We start from the raw sequence: 13,028 nt of genomic DNA on the forward strand, positions 1-13,028 counted from the left end.
TAATTGGAGTAACCTAAAATTTACGGTATCTTTTGCGGTATCTGAAAAATACCTCGAAAAAATACCGTAAAAATGAAGCTGAACGACCGATAAATCAAAAACGCCAAGCCCGCCGAAAAACCATTCAAGCTGAATGACGGGAAGGGCTTGTATCTGTATATCAATAGGAACGGCGGGAAGTTATGGCGGTTTGACTTTTCGTATAACGGCAAACGGAAAACGCTTTCAATCGGCAAATATCCGACCGTATTACTGGTAGAAGTCCGCCAAGCCGCCGAAAACGCCTGCCGCTTGCTTGTATCGGGGCAAGACTCCGGCGAAGCCAAACAACAGGAAAAGCGCGAACGGCAAGCCGCCGTCATTAATACCTTTCGGAACATCGCCGCCGAGTGGCACAAACACCGTGAAACGGGATTGACAGGCAATCACGCCGCCCGTGTATGGGACAGCTTGGAAAAGGACGTTTCCCTGCGCTGGGCAGTTTGCCCGTCAGTGAAATCAAAGTCAGTCAGGTAAAAGCGGTGGCAGCAAGGGGAGCGCTTGAAACGGCGGGGCGGATATTGCAGCGCATCAAGTCTGTTTTCACTTATGCGATACGGACGGAGCGGGCAAAGAACCACCCCGCTGTTCCTTTGGTAGGTTTAATCAAAGCCCCAAAAAAGAAACATCAGCCCGCATTACCGCAATCCGAGCTGACCGAGTTTTACCGTCGTTTGATGTTGGAACAAGCCGAACAGCAAACAAAAATAGCCATGCAGCTAATCATGCTGACCTTTGTCAGAAATGGAGAGCTTAGGACAGCGGAATGGTCGGAATTTGATTTAGACGGGGCAGAATGGAGCATACCCGTCGCCAAGATGAAGATGAAAGCCCCGCATATCGTCCCCCTTGCCGATTGGACGCTTGAACTCTTGGTAGAAATGAAGGAGCTGACAGGATATAGCCGTTATCTGTTCCCATCGGTAAAAGACCCTGACAAGTATATGAGTGAAAACAACGCGACGTTTTCCTACACCTAATGTCCTATGGAAGCTTTTATGCAGTGAACTATGTAATTTAATTGGTTATTTAAAAGGTCGTCTGAAAAGTATTTTTCAGACGACCTTTGCTCATTTCGACAACTTTTAAATCAGTTCCAAATCCGGGCCGGCGTTTTGGGCGCGGCGGCTGCGCAGTTGGATGTCCAAACGCAGGTCGTGGGCGGAGTCGGCGTTTTTAATAGCGTCTTGGAAGCTGATGTCGCCGCGTTCGTACAGCTCGTAAAGCGCTTGGTCGAAGGTTTGCATGCCCATGGCGGTAGATTTTTTCATCATTTCTTTAATGCCGTGGATTTCGCCTTTTTGAATCATCTCGGAAATAATCGGCGAATTGAGCAGGATTTCCACTGCGGCTACGCGGCCCTTGCCGCCTTCACGGGGAATCAGGCGTTGCGAGATGAAGGCTTGCAGGTTGAGCGACAAGTCGGTCAAAAGCTGGGTGCGGCGCTCTTCGGGGAAGAAGTTGATGATGCGGTCAAGCGCCTGGTTGGAGTTGTTGGCGTGCAGCGTGGCGAGACAGAGGTGGCCTGTTTCGGCGAACGCCAAGGCGTAGTCCATGGTTTCGCGGTCGCGAATCTCGCCGATGAGGATGACGTCCGGCGCCTGACGCAGGGTGTTTTTCAGTGCGGCAAACCAGTTTTCAGTATCCACGCCGACTTCGCGCTGGGTAATGATGCTTTTTTTGTGTTGATGGACAAACTCAATCGGGTCTTCGATGGTGATGATGTGGTCTTGGCAATTTTCATTGCGGTGGTCAACCATCGCAGCGAGCGAGGTCGATTTGCCCGAACCGGTACCGCCGACGAAAATCACGAGGCCGCGTTTTTTCATCACCACGTCTTTCAAGACGGGCGGCAGATTGAGGCTGTCGAAATTCGGGATTTTGCTGGTAATGGATCGGAACACCAACGCCGTCGCGCCGCGCTGCACCATGGCATTGACACGGAAGCGGCTGGTGTCGGGCAGGCTGATGGCGAAGTTGCATTCGTTGGTGGAGGAAAACTCTTCGATTTGTTTGGTGGACATAATCGAAAAAGCGATTTCCATACATTTTTCGGAGGTCAGCGGCTCGTCGGTAATCGGCGTGATTTTGCCGTCCACTTTCATCGCAGGCGGGAAATTGGTCGTAATAAAGAGGTCGGAGCCTTTGTATTTGTTCATATGGCGCAGCCAAGTGAACAATTCGTCTTTTGCGCTGGGAGGATTGGTCATCATGATATTGGGTAATTTCGGTGGTTATTTTATTAAAATGGATTATATCAAATAAATCATGATACATAAAAATGGCAAGATTACCGTATCGAATAATAAGACAGGCGGGCAATATGGCGGATTCAATACGGGTATGGAATGCCGCCGCTGCTGTTATAATACCGCCCACAATTTTATGGAAAGGTAAAAAATGTCTGTACAAACAGTTGCGGTCATCGGCGCGATGGAGCAGGAAATCGAGCTTTTGCGCGAAGCAATGGGTAACGTCAAAAGCGTGTCTTTCGGTAAGTTTACCGCCTACGAAGGCGAGATAGCGGGCAAACGCATGGTATTGGTATTGAGCGGCATCGGCAAGGTCAACGCTGCGGTTTCAACGGCTTGGGTTATCCATCAATTCACGCCTGACTGCGTCATCAATACCGGCAGTGCGGGCGGCTTGGGCAAAGGTTTGAAAGTCGGCGACGTAGTGATCGGCACGGAAATCGCGCACCACGACGTCGATGTAACGGCGTTCGGCTATGTTTGGGGACAAGTGCCGCAACTGCCCGCCGTATTTGTTTCAGACGACCTCTTGGTCGGCAAGGCAAAACAGGCGGCGGAAGTGTTTGAAGGCGCGGCGGTAGAACAAGGTTTGATTGTCAGCGGCGACCGCTTTGTCCATAGCAGCGAAGGCGTGGCGGAAATCCGCAGCCACTTCCCCGAAGTCAAAGCGGTGGAAATGGAAGCAGCGGCGATTGCGCAAGCTTGCCACCAGTTGAACACGCCTTTCGTCGTGATCCGCGCGATGTCTGACTCGGCGGATGAAAAAGCGGACATCAGCTTTGAAGAGTTTTTGAAAACGGCGGCGGCAAGCTCGGCGAAAATGGTGGAAAAGATTGTCGCGTCGCTGTAAAACACGCATAAAATCATGCGGAAACAGTAAATTTCCGCTAGAATGTCAGGCTATTTCACTTTGCCTGAAGGTCGTCTGAACGGTCTATTTGATTTTCAGACGACCTTTTCAAAATCACTGCTTATCTTTCAAAATAACAATATGAAAAATATCCGAAACTTCTCCATCATTGCCCACATCGACCACGGCAAATCGACGCTTGCCGACCGCTTCATCCAATACTGCGGCGGCTTGGATTTGCGCGAAATGAGTACGCAGGTGCTCGACTCCATGGACATCGAAAAAGAGCGCGGCATCACCATCAAAGCGCAAACCGCCGCGCTCAACTACAAAGCACGCGACGGACAGGTGTATCAGCTCAACCTGATTGACACGCCGGGACACGTCGACTTTTCTTACGAAGTTTCCCGTTCGCTGTCCGCCTGCGAAGGCGCTCTGTTGGTCGTTGACGCATCGCAAGGCGTGGAAGCGCAAACCGTGGCGAACTGTTATACCGCGATTGATTTGGGCGTGGAAGTCGTGCCTGTTTTGAACAAAATCGACCTGCCCGCCGCCGACCCCGAACGCGTGGAACAGGAAATCGAAGACATCATCGGCATCGATGCCGTCGGCGCGGTGCAATGTTCCGCCAAAAGCGGCATCGGTGTGGAAGACGTTTTGGAAGAAATCGTTGCCAAAATCCCCGCGCCGACCGGCGATGAAAACGCGCCGCTGCAAGCCGTTATCGTCGATTCGTGGTTTGACAACTACGTCGGCGTGGTCATGTTGATCCGTGTGAAAAACGGCATCATCAAGCTGAAAGACAAAGTGCGCTTTATGAGCACCAAGGCGGAAACTCAGGTTGAGCAACTGGGCGTATTCACACCGAAATCGGTTCAAAAACAAGAACTCAAAGCCGGTGAAGTGGGCTTTTTGATTACCGGCGTGAAAGAATTGGGACAGGCGAAAGTCGGCGATACGGTGACTTTGGTTGCCAACCCCGCTTCTGAGCCGCTGCCCGGCTTCCAAGAAGTACAAAGCCAAGTATTCGCGGGACTCTACCCCGTGGAAAGCCACGACTACGAAGCTTTGCGCGACGCTTTGGAAAAATTGCAGCTTAACGACGCTTCGCTGAAATTCGAACCTGAAGTTTCTCAGGCATTGGGCTTCGGCTTCCGCTGCGGCTTCTTGGGTCTGCTGCACTTGGAAATCGTGCAAGAACGCTTGGAGCGCGAGTTCGACATGGATTTGATTACCACCGCGCCGACGGTGGTTTACGAAGTCGTGTTGAAAAGCGGCGAGAAAATCGAAGTCGAAAACCCGTCCAAACTGCCCGACATCGGCAGCATCGAAACCATTCTCGAGCCGATTATTACCGCGACCATCCTCGTGCCGCAGGAATACGTCGGCAATGTCATGACTTTGTGTAACCAAAAACGCGGCGTGCAAGTCAATATGCAGTACATGGGCCGCCAAGTCATGCTGACTTACGACTTGCCCATGAACGAAGTCGTAATGGACTTTTTTGACAAACTCAAATCCACTTCGCGCGGCTATGCCTCGTTGGACTACCATTTCAAAGAGTTCCAACCGTCTGATTTGATTAAGCTCGACATCATGGTCAACGGCGAAAAAGTCGATGCCCTGAGCCTGATTGTACACCGTCAAAGCGCGGTTCACCGAGGCCGCGAGCTGGCATCGAAAATGCGCGAGTTGATTCCGCGCCAAATGTTCGACATCGCCGTCCAAGCCGCCATCGGCAGCCAAATTATCGCCCGCGAAAACGTCAAAGCCCTGCGTAAAAACGTCTTGGCGAAATGTTACGGCGGCGATATTACCCGTAAGAAAAAACTTCTTGAAAAACAAAAAGCAGGCAAACGCCGCATGAAACAAGTGGGCAACGTGGAAATCCCGCAAAGCGCGTTCTTGGCGATTCTGCAAGTGAGCGACAAATAATGAGCACAAATTTAATCTACGGCGCGATTGCCGCCATCGTTATCGGCATTTTCCTTTATTTCAAAAGCAGCAAAGAGCGCCAAGAAAACGGAGAATGGAGCTCCGGCCTGCAATGGGCGTATCTTTTGTGCATGATCGGCGTTTTCGGCATCCTGTCTTTTTACATGAGCTTTACCGCCGTATTGCTGATATTTGTCGTATTCACCGGCATCGTTTGGGTCATTCACAAAGGTCGTCTGAAAAAAGACCCGTCGCATCAGGACAAAGCCCACTTTACCGACTACATGAGCGGCTTTTTCCCGATCATCCTCGTCGTCTTCATCCTGCGCACCTTTATCGCCGAGCCATTTCAAATCCCATCCAGCTCCATGCGTCCCGGCTTGGTTAAAGGCGACTTCATCCTTGTAAACAAATTCGCCTACGGCATCAGAACCCCGATTATCAACAACGTCCTAATTCCGACCGGACAAATCGAGCGCGGCGACGTCGTCGTGTTCAACTACCCCGTCCAGCCTGAAATGAACTACATCAAGCGCATCGTCGGACTTCCGGGCGACACCGTCGAATACCGCGACAAAGTCCTGACCGTCAACGGACAGGTTGCCCCCGACCAACCGAACGGTATCTACTCCTACCCTGACGATACCGAGCCGTCCGCGATTCATAGCCCCGAACTTTTTCAGACGACCCTCAACGGCAAAAGCTTCAACATCCTGAAAGAGCCCGGACAGCCCACCATCTCGATCCCTGCGCTCGACAAATACCGCATGGAAATCATGCCTGAAAACGGTTATTCCGTAGAGCAAAGCGGTTTGGAACACTGTCAATACGCCGAAGACGGCAGCGGCTTTACCTGCAAAGTGCCCGAAGGCCGTTACTTCGCCATGGGCGACAACCGCGACAACAGCGCCGACTCCCGCTACTGGGGCTTTGTGGACGACAAACTTATCGTCGGAAAAGCCTTCTTCGTATGGATGAATTTCGGCGATTACAGCCGCATCGGCGGCAGCATCCAATAAGTTGCCCGTTTCATTCCGATAAAGCCAAAGGTCGTCTGGAAGCTGATTTTCAGACGACCTTTGGCTTTTCGGCGGAATAAATTGAAAGCAGGTTTCCATCATTGCCAATTTATAGTTATCTATGCGGGAAGCGGCTTTATTTTGAAACCCAGCCGGTATGTTAAATTTCTGAAACGTACTGATTTTCCTCAGGAGAAACTGGAAGGGAAATAAGATATTGCACCTACTTATTATTCTTTCGGATTCGCGTTACCATGCACAATCCTTTTCATCACTTTAAATCCTCATGCCAATCCGTTGCGGAGTAAGTTCATGAATATCCGTTCCGACTCTTATGCTGCACCATTCCTCATCTTCGGCTGCGTCTTATTCGGGCTGGGAAGCCTGATCGTCAGATTCGTCCCCGTAGGCCCGTATGCAGTTGCATTTTGGCGGCTGCTGATTGCGGCGGGCGTGTTTTGGCTGCTCTGCCGTTTTTTCGGGCAAAAGCTGCCTAAAAGGAGAAGGGCGGTCAAATATGCCATGTTGTCCGGCATATTTCTGGCGTTTGATTTGTCATTGTGGCATGAAAGCGTATATGCGGTTGGACCCGGGATTTCCACATTGCTCAACAGCTTACAGATATTTTTCCTGTCCGCCATTGGATTTTTCTTTTTTCAAGAACGCTTGAACAGCCTGCAAGTTTTGAGCCTGATATTGGCGGTTGGCGGGGTGGTCCTAATCGGCAGTCCCGAGTTCAACCACAATGCCCACGCCTTATGGGGCTTTGCCAGCGGAATTGCGTCGGGCGGGCTTTTGGCATTGTCTATGGTGTTCGTCCGCAAAACGCATGAAGTTGAAAGGGTGGCGCTTTTTCCATTGATGATGGTTTTGAGTTTCGGCGGCGCGTTGTCCCTGATTGTTCCTGCGCTGATTTTCGACAGCAACGCCCTATACCCGACGCAATGGCGCGATATAGGCTTAGTCTTGATATACGGCGTGGTCATGCAATGTTTGGCATGGGGGATGATTGCCTATGCAATCCCGCTGCTGTCCCTGTCTTTAACCGGTTTGCTGCTGCTTTCCGAACCCGTCGCCGCTTTACTGATTGATTATTTTTGGTTGGACAAGCCGATTAACACTTTGCAGTGGTTTGGTGTTGTTTTGACTTTGTCAGCGATTTATCTTGGTTCTTTAAAACAAAAAAACACAAATTAAGCCGTATTGGGGAACAAAAGGTCGTCTGAAAACCGTTTTCAGACGACCTTTTATTTCAATATTATTAATAGGCGTAATGCCGAAAAAGATTTGCGTTTCTATATATAAACGGATGTCGGGACAATCGTGCCTTTACTTCCATTTTCTTTAATAGCATAATGAATAAAAATTATTATCAGAATGTGGATGGAAAAACAGAGTTGCGAGTCTAGATAGGCTGTGGTGTGTCCATTCCTATGTTTGGCGCAGCTCAAACCCATCTTAGAGGGATTCTGTTAAACAGCCGGGCTGAAGTCCGCGCTACCTAACCAGGAGATTGGAAAATGGAACTGAAAAGACGTGATTTCTTAAAAATGACCGCCGCGCTGGCTGCGGCAGGGGTTTCGCCTTTGCTGTTGGCTGCCGGTAAAGAACAATTTACCGTGTACGGCGCGCCGGCGATGCCCAGCGTAACCATTGCCGTAGCGGCGTTGCAAGGCAAGCTGGCGAAGCAGGCGGATGTGTCGCTCAAGGTTTGGCGTTCGCCCGACCAACTTCGCGCGGGCGTGGCGAGCGGGCAATTTAAAGTGATGATGAGTCCGAGCAATGTCGGCGTAAACCTGCGCAACCAAGGGCAGAAAGTCGGCATGGTGAATATTTTGACCAACGGCATCACGCAGCTGATGTGCAAAGGCAGTACGATTGCCTCGCCGCAGGATTTGGTCGGCAAAAAAATCCTCGTGCCGTTTAAAAACGACATGCCCGACATTGTGCTGCAAGCCTTGTTGAAAAAACTGAAAATCGACGCGCATAAAGTCGGCATCACTTACACCGCCACGCCGCCCGAAGCAGTCGGACTGTTTTTGAGCAAGGACTACCACGCCGCCATCCTGCCCGAACCAATGGCGAGCGCGGGTATGCTCAAAGGCAAAACCATGGGCGTAAACGTCGTGCGCGGCTTTGATTTGGTAAAGGCATGGGGGCAGGCGTTTGACACCAAACCGCTGATTCCGATGGCGGGCATCATCGCCAACGAAGAATATTTCCACGCGCACAAGGCACAGTTCGACATCTTCCATCAGGATTTGAAAAACGCGCTCAACTGGATACTCGCCAACCGCCAAAGCGCGGCGAAAATCGGCAAAAACTATCTCCCCGCCCCCGAACCCGCCCTAGTCATGGGCTTGGAGGGCGCACGGCTGACGGTAACCAAAGGCAGCGAAGTGAAGAACGAGATTTTGAAGTTTTACGAAATTCTGATGCAGTTCAACCCGAAACTCTTGGGCGGCAAGCTGCCGGATAACGGGTTCTTCTTGGCTTAAAAGGAGAAGAGGTCGTCTGAAAAGGGAGAAGTAGTATTGGGGAATCCAATATACCCTTTTCAGACGACCTATCAGATAACAGTCAGAACAGTATATCAATAGCCGTCATTCCCGCGCAGGCGGGAATCTAGTCTTTGATATTGCAGGAATGTTTTAAAATTGCAGCGACGTCAAATTTCTGGATTCCCGCCTGCGCGGGAATGACGGTGGGTGATAACCGTGGATTGGGTCGTTAAACCCAACAAAACCGTCGGATTGTCTGAAATGTTGGATCATGACCTAACCTACACTTGCTGAAAAGGGTAGGTTGGTTGTAAATATCTGGCTTATCATTTTTTCAGATGACCTGTCAGGGCATTATCAGTAACTTAGCTTGGGAAAAAAACCGATATAAACTTTGTAAATAAATTGGATTGTTGGGTAATGATCTCACCTACAAGCTGCAAGCTGAAGTTATTTGGGAAGCAAGATATGTTATGGTTATGCGAATAGATTATTTAATGAATAAGAACAGGACTAATGATGTTGTCTTTAGAGCATTCAAATTTAAAATTGAATTTTTATTATGATGAAACTAATAATATTAGGAAGTTTTATCTGACTAGTAATAAAAATAATTATATAAATAGTGAAGATAACCCATTTATTTTGGGAGGGGTTGCTATAAATCAATCACTATTAGAGGAAGTCCAGTTTGAACAAACTTTACAGGAACTTTTCAAAAAGTGGGGAGTTCAAGCTACACAGAAAGAAGTGAAATTTAAACATATTGCCAGTGGAGATTTTCCTACTATTCTGAAATCTAGGAAAATAAATGATTTATTTGAGTTTCTTAACAAGCAAGATGTTTTTATCCATATGTATGTGCTGGATGTGGTTCATTGGTCTTTGATTGATATTATAGAAAGCACTACGGCATTTAATGTTTGCAAAAGATTCTTATGTATCGATGAGTATATTTTTGATGAAGTTAAATCTTTACTAACAGAAATCGCTCGCACTTTTAAGAGAGATTTTTTCAGAGAGCTTTTTGAATTAGGTTATCCTGATGTTACTAATAAAAAGGATGAATTTATTTGCTTCTTGAAAAAATATTTATGTAGATATTCTGAAAGTGTTGAGTATAGAAATAGTCATATTCATCCTTTACTTTTAAAAATTCTTTGGGAAATATTTTTAGAATTTGAAAAAGATGATGAATTAAATGATACTTTTTGCTTCCTTGAAGGGGAGCTGACTCATCAATTAATTGAATATTTTGATAACTTTTATCATTTTAGTATTGAGCAATTACCAAATTCATATCATTTTTTTGATGAGGAAAAGCAAGTCGAAGAAAGACTTTCAAAATACCAAAACAAGAAATCAAATTATAAATTTGTTAAATCAGATAATAACAAATTGATTCAAATATCAGATATTCTTGTTGGCTTCTTAAGATGTCTATTTAATTATTTGTCCAAAATTGATTATTTAGATGTTGAAATGAATTACAAAAATTTTTCTGATCTACAGAAAAAATGTTTAAAAGATTTCTTTGAGGTCTATGAGAAATCTGTTAATAAAGATGACAGAATGGTAATTTTTACTTGGTCTATATTTGATTTTTTTAAATTTAATGTATTGCGAGATTTATGTAAGGAAGGGCAGCAAGAGTAGGTTGGGTTAGCCGCAGGAGTAACCCGACAAAATGTTAAAACTCCAAACTAAGGTCGTCTGAAAAAAACTATTTGGGGGAAACCAAGCCATTTTGTTGGATTGCGACGTTCCGTCTAACCCAATCAACCATTTTTCAGACGACCTATCGTCCCCAAACCATTCCCATTAACCAACATCCAAACCATGATTAAAACCGACAAAATCCGCAAACCGCAGCCCGCGGTGTTTTACATCATCGACTACCTTTGGAGCGGCTTTGCCGGTCTGAGCGTGGCGATGGTGGTGGTGGCGTTGTGGGCGTGGGGCAGTGCCGTGTTCGGCGGGTTTATGCTGCCTGCGCCGATGGAGGTGTTTCAAAAGTCATTGGATTTATTGAAACATTTTCAGGAAAACGAAATCGGGATTTCGCTGTGGCGGTCGGTGGTGGGCATTTCGGTTGCGCTGGCGGCGGGATTGGCGGCGGGGCTGGTGGCGGGCAGTTTTAAGACGGCGATGGCGTTGCTCAAGCCTGTGATTACGGTTTTGTTGGCGATGCCGCCGATTATTTGGGTGGTGATGGCGTTGTTTTGGTTTGGTTTCGGCAATCCGAGCGTGTTGTTTACCATCATTGTGTTGGTTGCGCCGCTGACGTTTGCGAGTGCGGCGGTCGGGATGGCGAGCGTGAACAAGCAGCATGAGGAATTGTTTGACGCTTATAAATTAGGCCGTCTGAAAAAAATCCGCTATCTGTATATCCCGCATCTGACGGGCTATGTGATTTCCAGTATTGGTGTTGCGGTGGCAATGGGCGTGAAGGTGGTGATTATGGCGGAACTCTTGGGCGCGAGCGAAGGCGTGGGCGCGCGGATTGCGGACGCGAGGGCGATGCTGGAGACTTCGACGGTGATGGCTTATGTGGTGTTGGTTATCGTGTTTGTGTCGCTGTTTGAATACTTGATTACCAAGCCTTTGGAAATTTTGTTTATGCCGTGGAGAAGATGATGCTCTATCTTGAAAACGTGCGTTTTGAAATTCTCCGCGACCCCATCGTGCGCGATTTCAGTTTGAACCTGCAACATGGCGAAGTGAAAGCTTTGTTCGGGCCGAGCGGCTGTGGCAAGACGACGGTTTTGCGTTTGATTGCGGGCTTGGAAACGCCGAAATCGGGCTCGATACGCAATACTTTCCGCAAAACGGGTTTTCTGTTTCAGGAAAACCGCCTGCCGGAAAACTTGACCGCGATGCAGAATATCGCTATTTTTATGGACAAACCCGATGAAGGCGAAATCGTCGCGCTGGCGGCGAAAGTCGGGCTGACTGCGGGCGATTTGAACAAATATCCGACCGAATTGTCCGGCGGCATGGCGAAACGGGTAGCATTTTTGCGCCTGCTGCTGTGTGGTTGCGACCTTGCTTTGCTGGACGAGCCGTTTGTCGGTTTGGATCGCGATTTGCGCGATATTTTGGTTGCCATGCTGGTGGAAAAAATCGAGCGGCAGGGCATGGCGTGTATGCTGGTGACGCACGACCGATTCGAAGCCGCGCGCCTGAGCCATGAAATCATGCTGCTTTCCACTAAGGGCATGAACGTGCAAAACGTGATAACCCTGCCCACGCCGCTGTCCGAACGTGATTCGGCTTTTGAAGAGACTGTGGTGGCAAGAGAGTTTCAAGGGATTCATTATTATGAGTGATGAGGGGATTTGAATATCTGACGAACCTTGCGGTTCGTTGCCCTCTCCCCAACCCTCTCCCACGGGGAAAGGGGATTAGGTTGCTGAAAATCAGAGGGTGCAGGATTGGGAATCGAATAGCAGGTAAACCTAAAAATGTTCAGGCTCGACAGCCCAATTCCTTCTCTCCGTGGGAGAGGGTAAGCAAGCCGCAGGCTTGCCTCTTTAGCGAAAGATACGAATCTGTTATCCGAACGCGATTCGGTTTTTGAAAAAGCCGTGGTGCCAAGGGGGCAGGGGATTCATTATGAGGTGCTTTATGTTTTCGACTGTGATTACTGCTGCTGTTTTATATATTGCTACAGCAGTAGATTTGTTGGTAATACTATTAGTATTTTTTGCTAGAGCAAATACTAGAAAAGAATATCGAGATATTTATATCGGACAATATTTAGGTTCTGTAATTTTAATATTAGTTAGTTTATTTCTAGCTTTTGTTTTGAATTATGTTCCGGAAAAATGGGTGTTGGGTTTATTAGGTTTAATACCGATTTACTTAGGTATTAAAGTTGCTATTTACGACGATTGTGAGGGCGAAAAAAGAGCTAAAAAAGAATTGGATGAAAAAGGGTTGTCAAAATTAGTCGGTATTGTTGCTTTGGTTACAGTTGCTAGTTGTGGTGCAGATAATATTGGACTTTTTGTTCCTTACTTTGTGACTTTAGATCTTGTCGACTTATTAGTTACTCTTCTTGTATTTTTAATATTGATTTTTGTTTTAGTATATACAGCACAAAGATTGGCTAATATTTCAGGTGTTGGTGAAATTGTAGAGAAGTTTAGTCGTTGGATAATGGCTGTTATTTATATTGGTTTAGGGTTATTTATTATTATTGAAAATCATACAATTCAAACAATAATATCAATAATATGAATGATACGGGCATTTGAGTATCTGACAAACCTTGCGGTTCGTTACCCTCTCCCTAACCCTCTCCCACGGGGAGAGGGAATCAAGTTGCTGAAAATCAAAGAGTGCAGGATTGGGAATTAGATGGCAGGTAAACCTGAAAATGTTCGGACTCGACAGCCCAATTCCCTCTCCCCGTGGGAGAGGGCTAGGG

The 13,028-nt window shown here is 47.6% G+C and carries 12 protein-coding genes; 11 read left to right on the forward strand and 1 reads right to left on the reverse strand.

Features of this window, described 5'->3' with window-relative positions; translation table 11 throughout:
• Nucleotides 1–147 precede the first annotated feature (147 nt).
• Nucleotides 148–516 carry a tyrosine-type recombinase/integrase gene (locus HMPREF2907_RS13460; RefSeq protein ID WP_318258986.1) on the forward strand — a complete coding sequence of 123 codons (369 nt, stop codon included), beginning with the start codon at nucleotides 148–150 and terminating at the stop codon, nucleotides 514–516.
• Complete coding sequence (locus tag HMPREF2907_RS13465) at nucleotides 441–1,019, forward strand: tyrosine-type recombinase/integrase (RefSeq protein WP_318258987.1); 579 nt, start codon at nucleotides 441–443, stop codon at nucleotides 1,017–1,019. The genes HMPREF2907_RS13460 and HMPREF2907_RS13465 overlap by 76 nt, the downstream gene beginning before the upstream one ends.
• 105 nt (nucleotides 1,020–1,124) lie before the next feature.
• Here the strand turns inward: HMPREF2907_RS13465 and HMPREF2907_RS02620 are convergent, their stop codons facing one another.
• Nucleotides 1,125–2,252, reverse strand: a complete 1,128-nt coding sequence (locus tag HMPREF2907_RS02620; RefSeq protein WP_003742946.1) for a PilT/PilU family type 4a pilus ATPase — start codon at nucleotides 2,250–2,252, stop codon at nucleotides 1,125–1,127.
• A gap of 187 nt (nucleotides 2,253–2,439) precedes the next feature.
• Between HMPREF2907_RS02620 and HMPREF2907_RS02625 the strand changes: the two genes are divergently transcribed.
• The 9 genes from HMPREF2907_RS02625 (at nucleotide 2,440) to HMPREF2907_RS02665 (ending at nucleotide 12,838) form a co-directional block, all read left to right on the forward strand.
• Nucleotides 2,440–3,141, forward strand: a complete 702-nt coding sequence (locus HMPREF2907_RS02625) for a 5'-methylthioadenosine/adenosylhomocysteine nucleosidase (RefSeq protein ID WP_070679758.1) — start codon at nucleotides 2,440–2,442, stop codon at nucleotides 3,139–3,141.
• Between the two features lie 141 nt (nucleotides 3,142–3,282).
• Complete coding sequence (lepA, locus tag HMPREF2907_RS02630) at nucleotides 3,283–5,076, forward strand: translation elongation factor 4 (RefSeq protein ID WP_070679816.1); 1,794 nt, start codon at nucleotides 3,283–3,285, stop codon at nucleotides 5,074–5,076.
• The gene (lepB, locus tag HMPREF2907_RS02635) at nucleotides 5,076–6,095 is read left to right on the forward strand and encodes a signal peptidase I (RefSeq protein ID WP_070679761.1); all 1,020 of its coding nucleotides are present in this window, start codon (nucleotides 5,076–5,078) and stop codon (nucleotides 6,093–6,095) included. The genes lepA and lepB overlap by 1 nt, the downstream gene beginning before the upstream one ends.
• Before the next feature lie 312 nt (nucleotides 6,096–6,407).
• Nucleotides 6,408–7,292 carry a DMT family transporter gene (locus tag HMPREF2907_RS02640; protein WP_070679764.1) on the forward strand — a complete coding sequence of 295 codons (885 nt, stop codon included), beginning with the start codon at nucleotides 6,408–6,410 and terminating at the stop codon, nucleotides 7,290–7,292.
• 323 nt (nucleotides 7,293–7,615) lie between these two features.
• Nucleotides 7,616–8,593, forward strand: a complete 978-nt coding sequence (locus HMPREF2907_RS02645; protein WP_070679767.1) for an ABC transporter substrate-binding protein — start codon at nucleotides 7,616–7,618, stop codon at nucleotides 8,591–8,593.
• Between the two features lie 522 nt (nucleotides 8,594–9,115).
• Nucleotides 9,116–10,252 carry a DUF3800 domain-containing protein gene (locus HMPREF2907_RS02650; protein WP_070679770.1) on the forward strand — a complete coding sequence of 379 codons (1,137 nt, stop codon included), beginning with the start codon at nucleotides 9,116–9,118 and terminating at the stop codon, nucleotides 10,250–10,252.
• 183 nt (nucleotides 10,253–10,435) lie between these two features.
• Nucleotides 10,436–11,233: an ABC transporter permease gene (locus HMPREF2907_RS02655; protein ID WP_070679773.1), complete on the forward strand. Its 798-nt coding sequence runs from the start codon at nucleotides 10,436–10,438 to the stop codon at nucleotides 11,231–11,233.
• Complete coding sequence (locus HMPREF2907_RS02660) at nucleotides 11,233–11,925, forward strand: ATP-binding cassette domain-containing protein (protein ID WP_210388581.1); 693 nt, start codon at nucleotides 11,233–11,235, stop codon at nucleotides 11,923–11,925. Before HMPREF2907_RS02655 ends, HMPREF2907_RS02660 begins: the two co-directional genes overlap by 1 nt.
• Nucleotides 11,926–12,223: 298 nt before the next feature.
• A complete protein-coding gene (locus HMPREF2907_RS02665; RefSeq protein ID WP_070538915.1) occupies nucleotides 12,224–12,838 on the forward strand; it encodes a CadD family cadmium resistance transporter in 615 nt (204 codons plus the stop codon).
• Nucleotides 12,839–13,028 lie beyond the last annotated feature (190 nt).

Origin of the sequence: Neisseria sp. HMSC055H02 (genome assembly GCF_001813335.1) — a bacterium.
In the GTDB taxonomy this organism is placed as follows: Bacteria; Pseudomonadota; Gammaproteobacteria; order Burkholderiales; family Neisseriaceae; genus Neisseria; species Neisseria sicca_C.